Source organism: Pseudomonas sp. NPDC088322, assembly GCF_044740745.1.
Classification (GTDB): Bacteria; Pseudomonadota; Gammaproteobacteria; order Pseudomonadales; family Pseudomonadaceae; genus Aquipseudomonas; species Aquipseudomonas shirazensis.
In genome coordinates this window covers 76,965-95,230 of the sequence record NZ_JBIURK010000001.1, presented here as the reverse complement: position 1 = coordinate 95,230, position 18,266 = coordinate 76,965, and the positions used below count along the sequence as shown (strand labels likewise).

The following is an 18,266-nucleotide window of genomic DNA, read 5'->3' as shown; positions in this document are numbered from 1 at the left end:
GCACCTGCCATGCATCAATTGACCCTGGCCGAGATCGCCCGCGGACTCGCCGACAAGTCGTTTTCATCCGAAGAGCTGACCCAGAGCCTGCTGGGCCGGATCAAGCAACTCGATCCGCAACTGAACAGCTTCATCAGCGTCACCGAAGAACGCGCGCTGGATCAGGCGCGCGCTGCCGACGCCCGTCGCGCCGCTGGCGAAACAGGCCCTCTGCTGGGCGCCCCGATCGCCCACAAGGACCTGTTCTGCACCCAGGGCGTACGCACCAGCTGCGGCTCGAAGATGCTCGACAACTTCACCGCGCCGTATGACGCCACCGTGGTCAGCAAGCTGGCCGAGGCCGGTATGGTCACTCTGGGCAAGACCAACATGGACGAATTCGCCATGGGTTCAGCCAACGAATCCAGCCACTACGGCCCGGTGAAGAACCCGTGGAACCTCGAGCACGTGCCGGGTGGTTCGTCCGGTGGTTCGGCGGCAGCCGTGGCGGCACGCCTGCTGCCGGTGGCAACCGGCACCGATACCGGCGGCTCGATCCGCCAGCCGGCGGCGCTGACCAACCTGACCGGCCTGAAACCGACCTACGGTCGTGTTTCGCGCTGGGGCATGATCGCCTATGCATCGAGCCTCGATCAGGGCGGCCCGATGGCCCGTACTGCCGAAGACTGCGCCCTGCTCCTGCAAGGCATGGCCGGCTTCGACGCCAAGGACTCGACCTGCATCGACGAGCCAGTGCCTGATTACAGCGCCAACCTCAACGCGCCGCTGCAAGGCCTGCGCATCGGCCTGCCGAAGGAGTACTTCGGTGCCGGCCTCGACTCGCGCATCGCCGACCTGGTGCATGCCAGCGTCAAGGAACTGGAGCAGCTCGGCGCGGTGGTCAAGCAGATCAGCCTGCCGAACATGCAACACGCCATCCCGGCGTACTACGTGATCGCCCCCGCTGAAGCCTCGTCCAACCTGTCGCGCTTTGATGGCGTGCGCTTTGGCTATCGCTGCGAGGATCCGAAGGATCTCACCGACCTCTACAAGCGCTCGCGCGGTGAAGGTTTCGGCGTTGAAGTACAGCGCCGGATCATGGTTGGCGCCTACGCGCTGTCGGCCGGTTACTACGACGCCTACTACCTGCAGGCACAGAAGATTCGCCGCCTGATCAAGAACGACTTCATGGCAGCCTTCGAAGACGTCGACCTGATTCTCGGCCCAACCACGCCCAACCCGGCCTGGAAACTTGGCGCCAAGAGCAACGACCCGGTCTCCGCCTACCTCGAAGACGTCTACACGATCACCGCCAACCTGGCCGGCCTGCCCGGCTTGTCGATGCCAGCCGGTTTCGTCGACGGCCTGCCCGTCGGCGTGCAACTGCTGGCGCCGTACTTTCAGGAAGGCCGCCTGCTCAACGTCGCGCACCGCTACCAGCAAGTCACCGACTGGCACACCCGCGCCCCTACCGGCTTCTGAGGAATTCACACATGCAATGGGAAGTTGTGATCGGGCTGGAGATTCATACCCAGCTCGCCACCCAGTCGAAGATTTTCTCCGGCAGCGCTACCACCTTCGGCTCCGAGCCGAACACCCAGGCCAGCCTGATCGACCTGGGCATGCCTGGCGTACTGCCGGTGCTCAACCAGGAAGCCGTGCGCATGGCGTGCATGTTCGGCCTGGCCATCGAAGCCGAGATCGGCCCGCGCAACGTGTTCGCGCGCAAGAACTACTTCTACCCTGACCTGCCCAAGGGCTATCAGATCAGCCAGATGGACCTGCCGATCGTCGGCAAGGGGCACCTCGACATCGCCCTTGAAGACGGCACCATCAAGCGCGTCGGCATCACCCGTGCGCACCTTGAAGAAGACGCCGGCAAAAGCCTGCACGAAGACTTCAATGGCGCCAGCGGCATCGACCTCAACCGGGCGGGCACGCCGTTGCTGGAGATCGTCTCCGAGCCGGACATGCGCAGCGCCAAGGAAGCCGTGGCCTACGTCAAGGCGATCCACGCGCTGGTGCGTTACCTGGGCATCTGCGACGGCAACATGGCCGAAGGTTCGCTGCGTTGCGACTGCAACGTGTCGATCCGGCCGAAGGGACAGGTCGAGTTCGGCACTCGCTGCGAGATCAAGAACGTCAACTCGTTCCGCTTCATCGAGCGCGCCATCAACAGCGAAATCCAGCGCCAGATCGAGCTGATCGAAGACGGCGGCCGGGTCATCCAGGAAACCCGCCTGTACGACCCGAACAAGGATGAGACCCGCTCCATGCGCAGCAAGGAGGAAGCCAACGACTACCGTTACTTCCCCGACCCTGACCTGCTGCCGGTGGTGATCGAGAGCAGCCTGCTCGAGAGCATCCGCGCCAGCCTGCCAGAGCTGCCACCGCAAAAGGTCGAACGCTTCCAGAGCCAGTACGGCCTGTCGGCCTACGACGCCAACGTGCTGGCCGCCAGCCGCGAACAGGCCGACTACTTCGAGGCCGTGGTGCGCATTGGTGGCGACGCCAAGCTCGCCGCCAACTGGGTCATGGTCGAGCTGGGCAGCCTGCTCAACAAGCTCGGTGTCGAGATCGACCAGGCGCCGGTCAGCGCCGAGCAACTGGGCGGCATGCTCCTGCGTATTCGCGACAACACCATCAGCGGCAAGATTGCCAAGACCGTGTTCGAAGCGATGGCCGCAGGCGAAGGCGACGCCGACAGCATCATCGACAGCAAGGGCCTCAAGCAGGTCACCGACAGTGGTGCAATCGAGACCATGCTCGACGAAATGCTGGCAGCCAATGCCGAGCAGGTCGAACAGTACCGCGCCGCCGATGAAGCCAAGCGCGGCAAGATGTTCGGCTTCTTCGTCGGCCAGGCGATGAAAGCCTCCAAAGGCAAGGCCAACCCGGGGCAGGTGAACCAACTGCTCAAGGCCAAGCTCGAAGGCTAAGCCCTGCGCGGTGCGCGGCCAGCCATGGCCGTGCACCGCGCAACTCATTCTTTGCGGAGCGTACGCGAGCATGCGGCATACCCTTGGCGCACTTGCGCTTTTCTCCCTGCTGGCCGGCTGCGCCAGTCACGATATCGACCCTAGCGGTTACGACAAGACCGGCACCGCCTCCTATTACGGTTCGCGCCACCATGGCAAACGGACCGCCAGTGGTGAGCCCTTCAACCAGCACGGCCTTACCGCCGCCCACCGCAGCCTCGCTTTTGGCAGCCGGGTGCTGGTCACCAACCTGGCCAACCAGCGCAGCGTCGTGGTGCGCATCAATGACCGCGGACCACACAGCCGTGGCCGTTTGATCGATCTGTCCCGCGCGGCCGCAGAAAAAATCGGCATGATCCGTAGCGGAACCGCGCGAGTGCGGGTACAAGGTCTGAGCGACTGAGCCAACGGGAGCCTGACCATTTTCGACCTCGCCACCCTACCCACCTTCAGCCTCCTGCAATTGGCTGTGGGCCTTGTCCTGCTGGTGCTCGGCGCCGAACTGCTGGTGCGCGCCGCCCTGCGCCTGGCCACGCGCCTGCATGTGCGGCCGCTGATAATCGGTTTGAGCCTGGTTGCCTTCGGCAGTACCGCGCCGCAATTGACTGTCAGCCTGCAAGCGGCCTATCAAGGTGCGCCTGACGTCGCTGTCGGCAGCGTGATCGGCAGCAACATCTTCAATGTGCTGGTGATTCTCGGCTTTACCGCGCTGATCATCCCGCTGCGCGTGTCGCGCCAACTGGTGCGTCTGGACATCCCGTTGATGGTGGCCGCCAGCGCCTTGGTCTACCTGCTCGCGGCCAACGGCCAGCTGGGCCGCTTCGAAGGCGCGCTGCTACTCCTCGGGCTGCTCGGTTATCTGTTGATCCTCTGGCACCAATCGCGCCACTACGCGCGTACTTATCCGGCACCGAATGCCCTCGAGGTCAGCCGCCTGCGCTTCTGGAGCGGTGCTGTGGGGCAGACCGCGTTGGGCCTGGTATTGCTCAGCATTGGCGGCCATCTGCTGCTGGAAGCCGCAGTGGAAGTGGCCACTGACCTTGGCCTGTCGGAACGGATCATTGGGCTGACCGTAGTCGCCGTCTGCACCTCGTTGCCGGAGCTTGCCGCTGCGCTGGTTGCGGCGCTGCGCGGGGAGCGCGAAGTGGCGGTAGGTACGGTGATCGGCAGCAACCTGTTCAATTTGCTGGCAGTGCTGGGTGCGACCGCGCTGGTCACCCCTGCCCCGCTGTCGATCTCACCGAATGCGCTGGCCTTTGACTTGCCGGTAATGCTCGGCGTCGCCTGCCTGAGCCTGCCGGTGTTCTACTCCGGCTACCGCGTCACCCGCGCCGAGGGGCTGGTATTTCTCTGCCTGTACCTGGCCTACGGCCTGCATGTGGTGACCTTCACCACCGGCATGCCGTTGGCGGGCAAGCTGGAGAAACTGATGCTGTTCTACGTGCTGCCGCTGCTCGCCCTGACGCTGCTGTACACCACCGTGCGCGCCTGGCGGCGCCAGCACTGAGGCCTGCGCAAGTTTAGCCGCGCAGGCCTTGCAGCAAACACCTCAGCGCTTGGCCTGGCGCTGCTTCTTGAGCTTGAACGCAATGCCCAGTGCGGCAATCCACAGCGGGATCAGCATCACCGAGATGCGGATCGGCGGAGTCAGGTACATCACCACCAGGATCAGCACGATGAACGCCAGACACAGGTAGTTGGTGATCGGATGACCCCAGCTGCGGTAGAACGGCGTTTCGCCGGCAGCGATCTTGGCCTTGCGGAATTTCAGGTGGGTGATGCTGATGCTTGCCCAGTTGATCACCAGCGCTGATACCGCCAGCGCCATCAACAGGCCGAAGGCTTCGCCCGGCATCAGGTAGTTGATCACCACGCACAAACCGGTGGCCGCTGCCGACACACCCAGCGCGGTCAGCGGCACGCCGCGACGGCTGACCTTGAGCAATTGACGCGGTGCATCGCCCTGGCTGGCCAGGCCGAACAGCATGCGGCTGTTGGCGTACACGCAGCTGTTGTACACCGACAGCGCCGCGGTCAGTACCACTACGTTGAGGATGGTCGCGACCAGGTTGCTGTCCAGCTCATGGAAGATCATCACGAACGGGCTGCCGCCCTGCACCACCTTCTGCCACGGGTACAGCGACAGCAAGATCGCCAGCGCACCGATGTAGAAGATCAGGATGCGGTACACCACCTGGTTGGTCGCCTTGGGAATGCTCACCCGCGGGTTTTCCGCCTCGGCGGCGGTGATACCGACCAGCTCCAGGCCGCCGAACGAGAACATGATCACCGCCAGAGCCATGATCAAACCGCCGACGCCATTGGGGAAGAAGCCACCGTATTGCCACAGGTTGGCGACGCTGGCATCCGGGCCACCCTGGCCGCTGGTGAGCAACCAGGCGCCAAAGCCGATCATGCTGACAATCGCCACTATTTTGACCAGAGCGAACCAGAACTCCATCTCGCCGTAGACTTTGACCTGAGTCAGGTTGATCAGGTTGATCACCACAAAGAAGATCGCTGCCGTGGCCCAGGTCGGGAAGTCCGGCCACCAGTACTGCACATAGATGCCGACTGCGGTCAGCTCGGCCATGCCTACCAGCACATAGACCACCCAGTAGTTCCAGCCCGAGACAAAGCCGGCAAACTCGCTCCAGTATTTATGGGCGAAGTGGCTGAAGCTGCCGGCAACCGGCTCTTCCACCACCATTTCGCCAAGCTGACGCATGATCAGGAAGGCCATCAGGCCGGCAATGGCATAACCGAGCAACACCGATGGGCCGGCCATCTGGATGGTCTGGGCAATGCCCAGAAACAGCCCGGTGCCGATGGCCCCGCCCAGCGCGATCAGCTGGATATGGCGATTTTTCAGGCCGCGCTGTAACCGCTCGGGCGAGTTCTGGTCTTGCATGGAGTGTCCTTAGGTCAGGTGGCAGCGTTGTTGCTGTTGTTGTTCTGTTCAGGCAGCAAGGATCTAGATCCAGCCGCCCCACTGCAAGATGAAGATGCCGATATTGGTGGTAATCGCCGCCATCAGGGTCGTGATGACGATGATCGCCGCCGCTAACTGATGATTGGCATTGGCCGCGCGGGCCATGACATAGCTGGCGGCAGCGGTAGGGCTGCCGATGTACAGGAACAGGATGCCCAGCTCGGCACCGCGGAAACCACACAGCCAGGCGCCGAGGGTGCCGATCAGCGGCAACCAGACCATCTTCACCAGGCTGACATCCACCGCCAACTTGCCGCTGTCGCGCAGCGCCGCCAGCGACAAGGTGCCGCCAATGCAGATCAGCGCCAGTGGCAGGGTCATCTGCGCCAGATAGTCGCCCGAGGTCAGCAGCCAGTTCGGCAGCGGCACCTGGGCGTAGGCCATGGGTGTGGCGAGCAACACGCTGATGATCAGGGGGTTGCTGAAAACACTTTTGCAGATGCTCCACGGATCGGACTTAAGGTCCGGGCTGTACACCGCCAGCACCACCGCCGACAGCGAGTTGTACAGGAGGATCACCAGGCCGGCGAGCACCGCGCCCAGCGAAATGCCGTAATCACCGTACAGGCTGGCCGCAAGGGCCAGGCCAATAACGCCGTTGTTGCCGCGAAAAGCCCCCTGGGTGTAGATGCCGCGCTCGGCCAGCGGCGCGCGCCAGATCGCCAGGCCCCAGGACAAGGCGAAGCCGATCAAGGTAATTGCGGTGAAGTAGACCAGCACACCGGGTTTGATCGCTGCATCCAGATCGGCATGGTAGATGCCAAGGAACAGCAGCGCCGGCATGCACACGTTGAACACCAGCGTGGAGGCAACCTTGGTGAAGTTGTCGTCGATCAGGTGCAAACGTTTGAGCAATACGCCCATGAACAGCATGGCGAACACCGGTGCAGTGATGTTCAGCGTCTGGATAAGAAGGGCGAGCATGCGCGAGCGGTCCTGGTTTTGGGGTTGCCGTTAGGGGGCTAATGATACGCCAGGCGCTGGGTTTTGCGGACAATAGCCACTGCTAAAAGGATATTTCCTACATAACTGCCGCTTTTTGCTGTCAGCCTCGCCCCCTGCACAGCGGCCGATTCAAGAAATCCGAGTGCCCAGCACTTTCAGGAACGCTGCCAGCCAGGCGGGATGCGCCGGCCATGCCGGCGCGGTAACTAGATTGCCCTCGACGTGGGCCTGATCCACCGCGATATCGATGAAAGTACCTCCGGCCAGACGCACTTCCGGCGCGCAGGCAGGGTACGCGCTGCACTCGCGGCCACGCAGCACGCCTGCCGCTGCCAGCAGCTGGGCGCCATGGCACACCGCGGCAATCGGCTTGCGCGCCTCGTCGAAAGCCCGCACCAGCGCCAGCACCTGCTCGTTCAGGCGCAGGTACTCAGGTGCGCGGCCGCCCGGGATCAGCAAGGCGTCGTAGCTTTCGGCGCGGGCCTGGACGAAGTCGAAGTTGAGGGCAAAGTTGTGCCCGGGTTTTTCGCTGTAGGTCTGCTCGCCTTCGAAGTCGTGGATAGCGGTACGCACCGTCTGCCCGGCGATTTTCTCCGGGCACACCGCATGCACGGTGTGGCCGACCATGCTCAGCGCCTGGAACGGCACCATCGCTTCGTAGTCTTCGACATAGTCGCCCACCAGCATAAGAATCTTCTTGCCTGTCATCGCCACCGCTCCTTGCCTAGCCTGGGATCAATCAGAGCACGATAGACCGCTTCGGCGCTTACCGATATGCGCCGTTCATCTCAATTGCGCCGATCCAGCAGGTTGGCCACCAGCCGGTCCATCCAGCCCCAGATCCGTTGCTTGACTCGCCGCCACAACGGCCGCGCGTTCCAGTGGGCCAGATCGACCTCCTCGCTGAGGGCAAAGTCGCGCTCGAAACTGGCGCTGACTGCTGCGGTCAGGCTGGGGTCGAGCGCTTCGATGTTGGCCTCCAGGTTGAAGCGCAGGTTCCAGTGGTCGAAGTTGCACGAACCGACGCTGACCCAGTCATCGACCACGACCATCTTCAGGTGCAGGAAGCACGGCTGGTATTCAAAGATGCGCACGCCAGCGCGCAGCAAGCGTGGGTAATAGCGGTGCCCGGCGTAGCGCACCGAGGGGTGGTCGGTGCGCGGCCCGGTCAGCAGCAGGCGCACGTCGATGCCGCGCGAAGCAGCCCGACGCAGAGAACGGCGCACACTCCAGGTCGGCAAAAAATACGGCGTCGCCAGCCAGATGCGCTGCTGCCCGCTGTTCAGGGCACGCACCAGCGAATGCAGGATGTCGCGGTGTTGCCGGGCATCGGCGTAAGCCACCCGGCCCATGCCCTGCCCTTGCACCGGCACTTTGGGCAGGCGTGGCAGACCGAAACCAGCTGGCGGTCGCCAGGCGGTGCGACGGTCATTGGCATGCCATTGGCGATCGAACAACAGCTGCCAGTCGCTGACCACCGGTCCCTGGATCTGCACCATCACTTCATGCCATTCGCTCCGCTCGGCCTGCGGCTGCCAGAACTCATCGGTGACGCCCGTGCCGCCGACTACCGCCCAGCGGCTGTCGACCAGGAGAATCTTGCGGTGATCGCGGTACAGATTGCGCACGCCGCGGCGCCAGTGCAGGCGGTTGTACCAGCTCAACTGCACACCGGCGCCAAGCAAGCGCTGTCGCAGCGCCGTGGTGAAGGCCAGCGAGCCGTAGTCATCAAACAGGCAGCGCACCTGCACGCCGCGCCGGGCGGCCTGCTCCAGCACAGTGACCACTGCCTCGGCGCACGTGCCGGCCTCGACCAGATACAGCTCCAGATCGACCTGGCGCTCGGCCTCGGCAATCAGGTGCAACATCCGCGGGAAGAAATCGGGGCCGTCGATCAGCAGCTCGAAATGATTACCGTCGCGCCAAGGAAAGACCGGCCCTGGCATATCAGCGGGCGTTGAAGATCAGCACCGCATTGACCGGTACCGAGGGGTTGATGGACTTCAGCTTGGCGAACTTGCGCAGGCTCTCGAGCCCAGGCAGCAGGCCATAGTCAGCGGCGCGCAGGATCAACGGTTCAAGGGTCACCACCTGAAAGCGCCGCTCGTCCAGGCGCGTGGCCATCAGCAATGCGTTGTAGCTGTGCGAGTGGCCGTGCAGGGTGACGGTCAGCGGCAGGCGCAATTCGATCTGCGCGCCGTTGGCGAGGTTGTCGATCGGGCGCAGGTCGATCTGCGCCTTGACCTTGGCTTCGGGGAACTGGTCGACCTCGAACAGGCCATCGCGCATGCGCTCGTCACGCAGCGGGATACCACTGCTGACCGAATCCATCTCGATCCGCAGGCCGGCTGCGCCCTTGCGATCGACGCTGCCGTGCAGCACCAGAAAGCGATGCACTTCGGTGATCTCGCCGTTTTTGCCGGTGACGAACGACAAGCGCGAAGACTCACCGTCCAGGTGCCAATTGGCATGAGCGGGCAGGCACAACGCCAGGAACAGGGCGGGAAGCAGACGGGCAAGCATGGGCATGGGAAATTCCGTGAAACAAAGCCGTGAACATTACCCGCCCGCCTTCGGTGCAGCAAGCAGCAGTCTCGCGGCCCCTCAGGTACGGCCAGCGGTGGCTGTCACGCAAGCATCACCAAAGATTCACCGAGGTGACACCCCCCCTACCTAGGCTGACCCTGCACAACAAAGCCGACCGGCAGCCCCGCACATGGTTGGCCAATGGAGACTCGCAATGACCCAGATCGCTCGCTCAGGCGACACCAGCACTGAACGCCGTCTGCAAGCCGAGCGCCTGCTAGGCGCTGCGGCCCTGCAAGAAGCTCAGGCCCTGCGTTTCAAGGTGTTCAGCGGTGAACTCATGGCCAAGCTCAAGGGCGCCGAACAGGGCCTGGACATGGACGATTTCGATATCCACTGCCGCCATATCGGCGTGCGTGACCTGAGCACTGGCCGCCTGGTTGCCACCACCCGCTTGCTCGACCACCAAGCCGCGAGCAGCCTCGGGCGTTTCTACAGCGAAGAAGAGTTCAGCCTGCACGGCCTGCTGCAATTGCAGGGGCCGATCCTTGAACTGGGCCGCACCTGCGTCGACCCGGCCTATCGCAACGGCGGCACCATCGCCGTGCTCTGGGGCGAGCTGGCCGAGGTGCTCAACGAAGGCAGCTACACCTACCTGATGGGCTGCGCGAGCATCCCCATGCAGGATGGCGGCGTGCAGGCCCACGCGATCATGCAACGCCTGCGTGAACGCTACCTGTGCACCGAAAACCTGCGCGCCGAGCCGAAAAAGCCACTGCCGACTCTGGCCCTGCCGAACAACGTGATTGCCGAAATGCCCCCGCTGCTCAAGGCCTACATGCGCCTGGGCGCGAAGATCTGCGGCGAACCGTGCTGGGACGAGGACTTCCAGGTCGCCGACGTGTTCATCCTGCTCAAACGCGACGACCTCTGCCCGCGCTACGCCCGCCACTTCAAGGCAGCGGTGTGATGCTGAGGCTGCGGGTCGCCGCCCGCCTGGCACGTTTGCTGTGGGTGCTGCTGATCGGCATGGCCATGGCCAGCGTTACCGCGCTTGGCCAGCGTCTGCGTGTGCCGGTGTCGCTGGCTCTGCGCCAGCGCTGGAGCCGCTGGTACATGCAGCGCCTGGTCGGCGCGCTGCCATTTCAGGTCGAGGTGCTCGGCGAGCTGCCGCAGCGGCCGATGCTGTGGGTCGGCAATCATGTGTCATGGACCGACATTCCGCTGCTCGGCATGCTCACCCCGCTATCGTTTCTGTCCAAGGCCGAAGTCCGTCACTGGCCGCTGGCCGGCTGGCTTGCCGAGCAGGCCGGGACGCTGTTCATCCGCCGCGGTGGCGGTGACGCCCAAGGCCTGCGCGAGCAAATCAGCCAGCAATTGGGCGACGCCCTGCCGCTGTTGATCTTCCCGGAAGGCACCACTACCGATGGCCGCAGCCTGCGCACCTTCCACGGCCGCCTGCTGGCCGGCGCCATCGATGGCGCTACCCCACTGCAACCGGTGGCGATTCAGTACTGGCGCAGTGGTGAGGTTGATCCAATTGCACCTTTCGTTGGCGATGACGACCTGGTTTCACACCTGCTGCGCTTGTTTGCCCAACCGCGTGGGCAGGTACGCATTCAGTTGCTGGCGCCGATCAGCAGCGTCGGCAAGGAGCGCGCGCAGCTGGCGTTTCAGGCACAACAAGCCATTCATGGCGCCCTGTTCGGCCACGAGCAAGCCGAGTTGACCCCACGCCGGCAAGCGCGAGCGGCTTGATCAGCGGGGCCAGCGGGCGCTGGCGAACGCCTGCAGCTGTGGATAAAACGCTCTGAAGTCTTCCAGCAACGGCTGGTACAGCGCCTCCAGTTCGGGCATTACTCCCGCCAAGCCTTCGGGGCGCGACAGGCGCCGGCCTATGCCTCGGAATACGTACTCCAGCGTAGCGAAATCGCCGTACGCGGACAGCCAATCGTCCGCAGCCATCATCGGGGCGATATGCGCGAGCCGGCCTGGCAGCTCGGGCTCGGCGAGCAGGACCTGGTAAAAGCGCTGGGTAAACTCGGTCAGCGGCTGGGCGGCGTAGTCGTGCCAGTGGTGCGCCAGGCAATGGTCGAAAAATACGTCGAGCACGATTCCGGCGTAGCGCCGCCGCTCCTGCGGGAAACGGGCCAGTGCGGCTAGCACTATGGGGTGGCTGTCGGTGTAGCTGTCGATCCAGCGGTGGAGCTGGATGGCAGCTTCCAGGGTGGGCGGGAAACGGCCGTGCAGGGTGCCTTTGACGAAATCGCCGTATAGGCTGCCGAGTAGTTGTTGCGGCTGTTGGCCGCCTAGGTGGAGGTGGGCTAGGTAGTTCATGGGGGCAGTATAGGGTTTCTGCGGGTGGGTCGGCTTGGGATGATGGATAGCTGGCTGCGGGCTTATCTGGTTTTTGTGGTGTTTTACTGACCCCCAATATCGTTATAACCCGATATAGCGATTCGACCCGAGCTAAGACCAACATCATATTTGTATATCGCGAAATACCGATTTATATTTCGTCCTATCGCGATATAGCGCCCTACCCCAAGAGCCTCCCCCATGCCCCTGGACCTCGACGAAACCATCAAAGCCCTGTCCCACCCAGTCCGCCGCGAAATCCTCGGCTGGCTCAAGGACCCGGCCAGCCAGTTCCCCGATCAACAGCACAGCATCGAGCACGGCGTCTGCGCCGGCCAGATCGACCAACGCTGCGGCCTCTCGCAATCCACCGTGTCGGCCCACCTGGCCACCCTGCAACGCGCAGGCCTGATCAGCAGCCAGAAAATCGGCCAGTGGCACTTTTTCAAACGCAACGAGGACGCGATCCAGGCGTTTCTAAAGCAACTGAGCGAAACGCTCTGACGAGGATTCAGCGATGCCCCTTCCACTCTTGATGCTGGCGCTGAGCGCCTTCGCCATCGGCACCACCGAATTCGTCATCATGGGCCTGCTGCCCGAAGTGGCGAGCGACCTCGGCGTGTCCATCCCTGGTGCTGGCTGGCTGGTTACCGGCTATGCCCTGGGCGTCGCCATCGGCGCACCGTTCATGGCCCTGGCCACCGCCCGCCTGCCACGCAAGGCCGCGCTGGTCACGCTGATGGGCGTGTTCATCGTCGGCAACCTGCTGTGCGCCGTCGCCGCTGACTACAACCTGTTGATGTTCGCCCGTGTAGTCACCGCGCTGTGCCATGGGGCCTTCTTCGGCATCGGTTCGGTGGTCGCCGCCAGCCTGGTACCGGCCAATCGCCGTGCCTCCGCCGTAGCCTTGATGTTCACCGGCCTGACCCTGGCCAACGTGCTCGGCGTGCCGCTGGGGACTGCGCTGGGCCAAGTCGCCGGCTGGCGTTCGACCTTCTGGGCAGTGACCGTGATCGGTGTGATCGCGCTGATCGGCCTGATCCGCTACCTGCCGCTGCAACGTGACGAAGAGGCGGTCGACATGCGCGCTGAACTGGCCGCGCTGAAAGGGGCCGGTATCTGGTTGTCGCTGAGCATGACCGTGCTGTTCTCGGCCTCGATGTTCGCCCTGTTCACTTATGTCGCGCCGCTGTTGGGTGATGTCACCGGGGTTTCGCCCAGCGGCGTGACCTGGACCTTGCTGCTGATCGGCCTTGGCCTGACCCTGGGCAACATCATCGGCGGCAAGCTCGCCGACCGCCGTCTGGGCGCAACTCTGATTGGCGTGTTTGTGGCCATGGCGGTGATCTCGACGTTGTTCAGCTGGACCAGCAGCGCCGTGATCCCCGCTGAAATCACCCTGTTCCTGTGGGCCACAGCTGCCTTTGCCGCCGTGCCGGCACTACAGGTCAACGTGGTCACCTACGGCAAGGCTGCACCGAACCTGGTGTCGACCTTGAACATCGGCGCCTTCAACCTGGGCAACGCCCTCGGCGCCTGGGTCGGCGGTAGCGTGATCGCCCATGGTCTGGGCCTGACCCGCGTACCACTGGCCGCCGCAGCCCTGGCGCTGTTGGCCCTGATCGTCACCCTCATCACTTTCAACCAGCGCGGCAACGATGCCGAGCTGGCCACCGCTGGCAACTGAACCTTTGCGAGGCTGAACCGATGACTACGCTATTCGATCCACTGCTGCTGGGTGACCTGCAGTTGCCCAACCGCATCATCATGGCGCCGCTGACCCGCTGCCGCGCCGACGAAGGCCGCGTGCCCAATGCGCTGATGACCGAGTACTACGTGCAGCGCGCCAGCGCCGGGCTGATTCTCAGTGAGGCGACTTCGGTGACGCCAATGGGCGTTGGCTACCCGGACACCCCCGGCATCTGGTCCAACGACCAGGTGCGCGGCTGGCACAGCCTGACCAAGGCAGTGCATGCTGCCGGCGGGCGGATCTTCCTGCAGCTGTGGCACGTCGGGCGCATCTCCCACCCCAGCTACCTCAACGGTGAACTGCCGGTTGCGCCCAGCGCGATCCAGCCCAAGGGCCATGTCAGCCTGGTGCGTCCGCTGGCCGACTACCCAACCCCGCGGGCACTGGAAAGCGAAGAGATCGCCGACATTGTCGAGGCCTATCGGATCGGTGCCGAGAACGCCAAGGCGGCGGGCTTTGATGGCGTCGAGATTCATGGCGCCAACGGCTACCTGCTGGATCAGTTTCTGCAAAGCAGCACCAACCAGCGCAACGACAACTACGGCGGTTCATTGGAGAACCGTGCCCGGCTGCTGCTGGAGGTGACCGATGCGGTGATCGAAGTGTGGGGCGCCCAGCGCGTCGGCATGCACCTGGCGCCACGCGCCGATGCCCATGACATGGGCGATGCTGACCGCGCCGAGACCTTCACCTACGTCGCCCGCGAACTGGGCAAACGCGGTATCGCGTTTATCTGCTCGCGGGAAAAACTCGCCGACGACAGCCTCGGCGCGCAGATCAAGCAAGCATTCGGGGGGCCGTACATCGTCAACGAACGCTTCGACAAGGCCAGCGCCAACGCTGCCCTTGCCGGTGGCCTGGCCGATGCCGTGGCGTTTGGCGTGCCGTTCATTGCCAACCCGGACCTGCCAGCACGTTTGTCCGCCGATGCGCCGTTGAACGAGGCGCGGCCGGAGGGGTTCTATGGCGGTGGCGCGGTGGGCTATATCGACTATCCACGGCTGTAAGCAGAGGAACGGGGCCGCCTTGCGCGGCCCCATCAGCATTACGGCTATGGCCGGGCGTTGATCTGCTGTTGCAGGTTCTGCACCTGGTTCTGCAGGGTGTTCAGGCTGCGCGTGGTCTGCCCCCTGAAAGCGTCGAATTCCTGCACCGAGGCACCGCTGCTGGCCGCTGCTGCGGGGCGATTGTCGATCTGGCTCTTCAGCACCAGCACGTCCTGCTCCAGACTGCTGATCGCCGCGCTCGGATTGCCCTGCTTCTTCAGCGCGGCAATCTCGCTGTTCAGGCTCTTGAGCTCGTTGTCGAGCTTGCCGCCATCCAGCTGGCCCGCCTTCAGCGCCGCCAACTCGGCATTCACCGCCTTCAACTGCGCCTGCAATTGGGTCTGCAATTCAGTTACAGCTTTTTGCTGCTCGCGGGTATCGGCCAGCACCTGTTCCAGACGCTTGCCGAGGTCGCCGGCCTGACCGGCCACGCCCTGCTGCTGCTTGCCCTGCTCGGCCAGGCTGGCCTGCAACTGGCGAATCTGCAGTTTCAAGGCTTCGCTGCCGGTGTTGACGCTGGCATCGCTGGCTTCGACCTTGCCGCTGATCGCTTGCAGCCGGCCGGCGGCTTCCTCGCTGATGCGGGCAAAGCTCTCCTGGGTCGCGACCAGTTGCTGCTCCATCAGCGAAATCTGCTGGAAGCTCCACCAGCCGAGCCCGGCCAGGGCGATGAACGAGGCCACCAGCAAAGCCCAGAGCGGCGCGGTGTTGGTCGGCCGTGCGGCTTTCTGGCGGCTGCGCGCCACGTGCTCGGGGAGCAGTTCATCGTCATCTCGGGTGCCGGCACGCAATGTTGGCACGTCGTCGAAGTCGTCGCGAAGATCGTTACGCATGGGGGCTTTCAACCACAGTCATAGCAAAGAGACACAGTATAAACCGCCAGCGCGTTACGTTGATGACCATCATCAAGGCGCGCGCTTCAGCGGTTGTGCGGGACGTTCTTCCACCAGCCGCAGAACTCGTCGAGCGCGCTCCATAAGCTGACCTGAGGTCGGTAATCCAGATGCTGCCGGGCCCGACTGATGTCGAGGGTGAAGTCCTTGCTCATGACCTGCATACCCAGGCGTGACAAGGTTGGCTGCGGGCGGCCAGGCCAGAGCATGCACGCCGCTTCGTTGAGTGCTGCCAGGCTGTAACCCAGGCCGTAGGAGCGGTAGCGGGTGACCTGCGGCAACTGCATCTGACGCATGACGTAATTGACCACATCCCACAGCGGCAGCGGCTGGCCGTTACTGATGTTGTAGGCCTGGCCGAGCGCCTCATCATCTGCAAAGAGTGCGCTGAGCAACGCTTCGTTGAGGTTGTGCACACTGGTGAAGTCGGCCATGTTCAGGCCGTTGCCGATGATCGCCAGGCGGCGCTTGCGCTGCATCTGCAGCAAGCGCGGGAAGATGTTCGCATCGCCGGCGCCGGTGACCAGCCGTGGGCGCAGGGCGAGCACTTCGAGGCCGAACTCCTGCGCGCCGAAGACCTTCTGCTCGGCGAGAAATTTGGTCGTGGCGTAATGGTCATGCATGCGCCGCGGCAGCTGCTGTTCCTGCACATTCAGGCGGGAGCGGCCATTGAAGTAGATCGACGGCGACGACAGGTGTACCAGCCGGCGCACATGTTCCTTGAGGCAGCCTTCAACGACGTTTTCGGTGACCACCACATTGCCCTGATGGAAATCCTGGTAGCGCCCCCAGGCGCCGGTCATGCCCGCGCAATGCACCACGGCATCGACGCCCTGGCACAGACGCCGGGCCAGCTCGGCATCACCGAGGTCACCCGGGATGAACTGCGCGCCGCGCTTGACCAAATGCTCCACGCCTTCGGCACGCCGCCCGTTGACCCGGACCTCAAGGCCCTGCTCCAGGGCAAAACGCGCAAAGCGCCCGCCGATAAAGCCGCTCGCGCCGGTGACCAGAATTCGCATGTAACACTCCGCCTTGCCAGATTTCAGATGCAGTTGACGTCGCGGCCGGCTACAACGGCACTAGCCAACCTGGCGCCATTTGGAGCAGGTGCTCGGTCAATTGGGCGAGCAGTTGCCCGCCATTGCGCCAATGATGCCAGTACAGCGGCACATCGATGGGAGTATCGGCGCAGATTTCCACCAGTTCGCCACACTGCAGCTGCGCAGTCACCTGCCGCTCCGGCACCAGGCCCCAACCCAGGCCGGCTTCGGTCATGCGCAGAAAGCCCTCCGAGGACGGGCACAGGTGATGCAAAAAACCATCGGCAATGCCTAGCGATGCGAGATAACGGTGCTGGAGGAAGTCATCCGGGCCGAACACGATCGCCGGGGTCCGCGCCAGCCGGCTGGCGTCGAAGCCCTGCGGGAAATGCCGGGCCATGAATGCCGGGCTTGCCAAGGCGCGATAGCGCATGGCGCCCAGTGGCTGGCTGCGCGCGCCGGCCACCGGGCGCTCGCTGCCACACAGGCAAGCCGCAACCTCACCGGCGCGCATGCGCTTGAGGCCGACGTCCTGATCTTCGACTACCAGGTCCAGCAACACCGGCTGTTCGGCGCAAAACGCGCCCACCGCACCGGCCCACCAGGTCGCCAGGCTATCGGCATTGAGCGCAATGCGCAGACGTTCGGGCATACCGCCTTCGTCCAGCGCCGGCACCTGGCGCTGCAGGTCACGCTCGAGCAGGCGCACCTGCTGCACATGGTTGAGCAGTTGCCGGCCGACTTCGGTCGGGCTCGGCGGCATGGCGCGCACCAGTACCGGCTGGCCGACCCGCGCTTCGAGCAGCTTGATCCGCTGCGACACGGCCGATTGCGACAGGCCAAGCACTTGTGCTGCGCGCTCGAAACCGCCTTGTTCGATGACCGCCGCCAGGGCCGCCAGGAGCTTGTAGTCGAACATCGATTTCTCTAATGCCTGATCAGCTTTATTGGTTTTTCTTATACAACGCAGATCGGCACAATGACCAGCATTCGATCAAGCAATCAGCGCCAGCCAATCGGTTGGTGGCAGTGGAGTGTCTACGCTATGTGGCAAAGTTATACGAACGGCATGCTGGTTGCCTTTGGCCTGATCATGGCCATCGGCACGCAAAACGCGTTTGTCCTGGCGCAGAGCCTGCGCCGTGAACACCATCTGCCGGTGGCCATCCTCTGCGTGGTCTGCGACGCCCTGCTGGTTGCCGCCGGAGTGTTCGGACTGGCCACGGTGCTGGCGCAGAACCCGACGTTGCTGGCTGCTGCGCGTTGGGGCGGCGCGGCGTTCTTGATCTGGTACGGGGCCAAGGCCTTGCAACGGGCTTGCTCCAAACAAAGCCTGGAGCAGGAGCAAGGCCAGGGCTCCCGCTCGCGCCGGGCGGTGCTGCTCAGCGCCTTGGCAGTGACCCTGCTAAACCCCCATGTGTACCTGGATACGGTGCTGCTGATCGGCTCCCTGGGCGCCCAGCAAACCGTGCCCAGCGCTTACGTAGCGGGTGCGGCCAGCGCCTCACTGGTGTGGTTCTTCACCCTCGCCCTCGGCGCAGCCTGGCTGGCACCGTGGCTGGCACGGCCGGCGACCTGGCGCCTGCTCGACCTGATGGTGGCAGTGATGATGTTCGCGGTGGCCGCGCAGCTGATTCTGGGCTGAATGCCACTGGCGCCGGCGCTGCAACTATTTGTCCCTATAGTTGTTGCGTGGTTATGCGCGGGGGCTGGTGATATGATCCAACGCTTGCGTCGCAAAGAGTACAAACTCGCC

Annotated in this window: 19 protein-coding genes; 10 read left to right on the top strand and 9 right to left on the bottom strand. The window is 63.9% G+C overall.

Annotated features, from left to right (window positions below; all coding sequences use genetic code 11):
- Positions 1-9 precede the first annotated feature (9 nt).
- The 4 genes from gatA to ACIOAU_RS00415 all read left to right on the top strand — a co-directional run bounded on the left by gatA (position 10) and on the right by ACIOAU_RS00415 (position 4,464).
- Positions 10-1,461: an Asp-tRNA(Asn)/Glu-tRNA(Gln) amidotransferase subunit GatA gene (gene gatA, locus ACIOAU_RS00430; RefSeq protein WP_150570818.1), complete on the top strand. Its 1,452-nt coding sequence runs from the start codon at positions 10-12 to the stop codon at positions 1,459-1,461.
- A gap of 11 nt (positions 1,462-1,472) precedes the next feature.
- Positions 1,473-2,918, top strand: coding sequence for an Asp-tRNA(Asn)/Glu-tRNA(Gln) amidotransferase subunit GatB (gene gatB, locus ACIOAU_RS00425; protein WP_103436164.1), 1,446 nt, complete (start codon positions 1,473-1,475; stop codon positions 2,916-2,918).
- Positions 2,919-2,988: 70 nt separating this feature from the next.
- Positions 2,989-3,360 carry a septal ring lytic transglycosylase RlpA family protein gene (locus ACIOAU_RS00420; protein WP_101316814.1) on the top strand — a complete coding sequence of 124 codons (372 nt, stop codon included), beginning with the start codon at positions 2,989-2,991 and terminating at the stop codon, positions 3,358-3,360.
- Positions 3,361-3,420: 60 nt separating this feature from the next.
- A complete protein-coding gene (locus ACIOAU_RS00415; protein ID WP_101316812.1) occupies positions 3,421-4,464 on the top strand; it encodes a calcium/sodium antiporter in 1,044 nt (347 codons plus the stop codon).
- Between the two features lie 42 nt (positions 4,465-4,506).
- Here ACIOAU_RS00415 and ACIOAU_RS00410 read toward each other — a convergent pair whose 3' ends face one another.
- From ACIOAU_RS00410 to ACIOAU_RS00390, 5 genes are all read right to left on the bottom strand, one after another.
- Positions 4,507-5,868 carry an amino acid permease gene (locus ACIOAU_RS00410; RefSeq protein WP_101316810.1) on the bottom strand — a complete coding sequence of 454 codons (1,362 nt, stop codon included), beginning with the start codon at positions 5,866-5,868 and terminating at the stop codon, positions 4,507-4,509.
- Between the two features lie 63 nt (positions 5,869-5,931).
- On the bottom strand, positions 5,932-6,873 hold the full coding sequence (locus ACIOAU_RS00405) for an AEC family transporter (protein WP_101316808.1): 942 nt from the start codon (positions 6,871-6,873) through the stop codon (positions 5,932-5,934).
- A 150-nt stretch (positions 6,874-7,023) separates the two neighbouring features.
- On the bottom strand, positions 7,024-7,602 hold the full coding sequence (locus ACIOAU_RS00400; protein ID WP_101316806.1) for a DJ-1/PfpI family protein: 579 nt from the start codon (positions 7,600-7,602) through the stop codon (positions 7,024-7,026).
- 80 nt (positions 7,603-7,682) lie between these two features.
- A complete protein-coding gene (locus ACIOAU_RS00395) occupies positions 7,683-8,840 on the bottom strand; it encodes a phosphatidylserine/phosphatidylglycerophosphate/cardiolipin synthase family protein (protein ID WP_150570814.1) in 1,158 nt (385 codons plus the stop codon).
- Position 8,841: 1 nt separating this feature from the next.
- Positions 8,842-9,423 carry a YceI family protein gene (locus tag ACIOAU_RS00390; RefSeq protein ID WP_101316802.1) on the bottom strand — a complete coding sequence of 194 codons (582 nt, stop codon included), beginning with the start codon at positions 9,421-9,423 and terminating at the stop codon, positions 8,842-8,844.
- Between the two features lie 211 nt (positions 9,424-9,634).
- Between ACIOAU_RS00390 and olsB the strand changes: the two genes are divergently transcribed.
- Both olsB and ACIOAU_RS00380 read left to right on the top strand, forming a co-directional pair.
- Positions 9,635-10,390 carry an L-ornithine N(alpha)-acyltransferase gene (gene olsB / locus ACIOAU_RS00385; RefSeq protein WP_401179295.1) on the top strand — a complete coding sequence of 252 codons (756 nt, stop codon included), beginning with the start codon at positions 9,635-9,637 and terminating at the stop codon, positions 10,388-10,390.
- The gene (locus tag ACIOAU_RS00380) at positions 10,390-11,178 is read left to right on the top strand and encodes a 1-acyl-sn-glycerol-3-phosphate acyltransferase (protein WP_312390292.1); all 789 of its coding nucleotides are present in this window, start codon (positions 10,390-10,392) and stop codon (positions 11,176-11,178) included. The genes olsB and ACIOAU_RS00380 overlap by 1 nt, the downstream gene beginning before the upstream one ends.
- Here the strand turns inward: ACIOAU_RS00380 and ACIOAU_RS00375 are convergent, their stop codons facing one another.
- The gene (locus tag ACIOAU_RS00375; RefSeq protein ID WP_150570812.1) at positions 11,179-11,757 is read right to left on the bottom strand and encodes an ACP phosphodiesterase; all 579 of its coding nucleotides are present in this window, start codon (positions 11,755-11,757) and stop codon (positions 11,179-11,181) included. It abuts the gene before it with no gap.
- Positions 11,758-11,979: 222 nt separating this feature from the next.
- On the opposite strand from ACIOAU_RS00375, the gene ACIOAU_RS00370 reads away from it, so the two are divergent.
- From ACIOAU_RS00370 to ACIOAU_RS00360, 3 genes are read left to right on the top strand one after another with little or no spacing between them, the layout of a single operon-like run.
- Complete coding sequence (locus ACIOAU_RS00370; RefSeq protein ID WP_103436154.1) at positions 11,980-12,282, top strand: helix-turn-helix transcriptional regulator; 303 nt, start codon at positions 11,980-11,982, stop codon at positions 12,280-12,282.
- Positions 12,283-12,295: 13 nt separating this feature from the next.
- Positions 12,296-13,465 carry an MFS transporter gene (locus ACIOAU_RS00365; protein ID WP_188035447.1) on the top strand — a complete coding sequence of 390 codons (1,170 nt, stop codon included), beginning with the start codon at positions 12,296-12,298 and terminating at the stop codon, positions 13,463-13,465.
- A gap of 20 nt (positions 13,466-13,485) precedes the next feature.
- Positions 13,486-14,535: an alkene reductase gene (locus ACIOAU_RS00360; RefSeq protein WP_401179289.1), complete on the top strand. Its 1,050-nt coding sequence runs from the start codon at positions 13,486-13,488 to the stop codon at positions 14,533-14,535.
- 44 nt (positions 14,536-14,579) lie between these two features.
- Here the strand turns inward: ACIOAU_RS00360 and ACIOAU_RS00355 are convergent, their stop codons facing one another.
- From ACIOAU_RS00355 to ACIOAU_RS00345, 3 genes are all read right to left on the bottom strand, one after another.
- Positions 14,580-15,407, bottom strand: coding sequence for an ATPase (locus tag ACIOAU_RS00355; RefSeq protein WP_181089309.1), 828 nt, complete (start codon positions 15,405-15,407; stop codon positions 14,580-14,582).
- A gap of 86 nt (positions 15,408-15,493) precedes the next feature.
- Positions 15,494-16,489: an NAD(P)-dependent oxidoreductase gene (locus ACIOAU_RS00350; protein WP_101316785.1), complete on the bottom strand. Its 996-nt coding sequence runs from the start codon at positions 16,487-16,489 to the stop codon at positions 15,494-15,496.
- 49 nt (positions 16,490-16,538) lie between these two features.
- Positions 16,539-17,429: a LysR family transcriptional regulator ArgP gene (locus ACIOAU_RS00345; RefSeq protein WP_401179285.1), complete on the bottom strand. Its 891-nt coding sequence runs from the start codon at positions 17,427-17,429 to the stop codon at positions 16,539-16,541.
- Positions 17,430-17,555: 126 nt separating this feature from the next.
- Between ACIOAU_RS00345 and ACIOAU_RS00340 the strand changes: the two genes are divergently transcribed.
- Complete coding sequence (locus ACIOAU_RS00340; RefSeq protein WP_188035446.1) at positions 17,556-18,155, top strand: LysE/ArgO family amino acid transporter; 600 nt, start codon at positions 17,556-17,558, stop codon at positions 18,153-18,155.
- Positions 18,156-18,266 lie beyond the last annotated feature (111 nt).

What these genes read in the sequence shown, in the direction of transcription:
- gatA (WP_150570818.1), top strand. Translation starts at nt 10, where the DNA reads ATGCATCAATTGACCCTGGCCGAGATCGCCCGCGGACTCGCCGACAAG.
- gatB (WP_103436164.1), top strand. Translation starts at nt 1,473, where the DNA reads ATGCAATGGGAAGTTGTGATCGGGCTGGAGATTCATACCCAGCTCGCC.
- ACIOAU_RS00420 (WP_101316814.1), top strand. Translation starts at nt 2,989, where the DNA reads ATGCGGCATACCCTTGGCGCACTTGCGCTTTTCTCCCTGCTGGCCGGC.
- ACIOAU_RS00410 (WP_101316810.1), bottom strand. Translation starts at nt 5,868, where the DNA reads ATGCAAGACCAGAACTCGCCCGAGCGGTTACAGCGCGGCCTGAAAAAT.
- ACIOAU_RS00405 (WP_101316808.1), bottom strand. Translation starts at nt 6,873, where the DNA reads ATGCTCGCCCTTCTTATCCAGACGCTGAACATCACTGCACCGGTGTTC.
- ACIOAU_RS00400 (WP_101316806.1), bottom strand. Translation starts at nt 7,602, where the DNA reads ATGACAGGCAAGAAGATTCTTATGCTGGTGGGCGACTATGTCGAAGAC.
- ACIOAU_RS00395 (WP_150570814.1), bottom strand. Translation starts at nt 8,840, where the DNA reads ATGCCAGGGCCGGTCTTTCCTTGGCGCGACGGTAATCATTTCGAGCTG.
- ACIOAU_RS00390 (WP_101316802.1), bottom strand. Translation starts at nt 9,423, where the DNA reads ATGCCCATGCTTGCCCGTCTGCTTCCCGCCCTGTTCCTGGCGTTGTGC.
- olsB (WP_401179295.1), top strand. Translation starts at nt 9,635, where the DNA reads ATGACCCAGATCGCTCGCTCAGGCGACACCAGCACTGAACGCCGTCTG.
- ACIOAU_RS00380 (WP_312390292.1), top strand. Translation starts at nt 10,390, where the DNA reads ATGCTGAGGCTGCGGGTCGCCGCCCGCCTGGCACGTTTGCTGTGGGTG.
- ACIOAU_RS00375 (WP_150570812.1), bottom strand. Translation starts at nt 11,757, where the DNA reads ATGAACTACCTAGCCCACCTCCACCTAGGCGGCCAACAGCCGCAACAA.
- ACIOAU_RS00370 (WP_103436154.1), top strand. Translation starts at nt 11,980, where the DNA reads ATGCCCCTGGACCTCGACGAAACCATCAAAGCCCTGTCCCACCCAGTC.
- ACIOAU_RS00365 (WP_188035447.1), top strand. Translation starts at nt 12,296, where the DNA reads ATGCCCCTTCCACTCTTGATGCTGGCGCTGAGCGCCTTCGCCATCGGC.
- ACIOAU_RS00360 (WP_401179289.1), top strand. Translation starts at nt 13,486, where the DNA reads ATGACTACGCTATTCGATCCACTGCTGCTGGGTGACCTGCAGTTGCCC.
- ACIOAU_RS00355 (WP_181089309.1), bottom strand. Translation starts at nt 15,407, where the DNA reads ATGCGTAACGATCTTCGCGACGACTTCGACGACGTGCCAACATTGCGT.
- ACIOAU_RS00350 (WP_101316785.1), bottom strand. Translation starts at nt 16,489, where the DNA reads ATGCGAATTCTGGTCACCGGCGCGAGCGGCTTTATCGGCGGGCGCTTT.
- ACIOAU_RS00345 (WP_401179285.1), bottom strand. Translation starts at nt 17,429, where the DNA reads ATGTTCGACTACAAGCTCCTGGCGGCCCTGGCGGCGGTCATCGAACAA.
- ACIOAU_RS00340 (WP_188035446.1), top strand. Translation starts at nt 17,556, where the DNA reads ATGTGGCAAAGTTATACGAACGGCATGCTGGTTGCCTTTGGCCTGATC.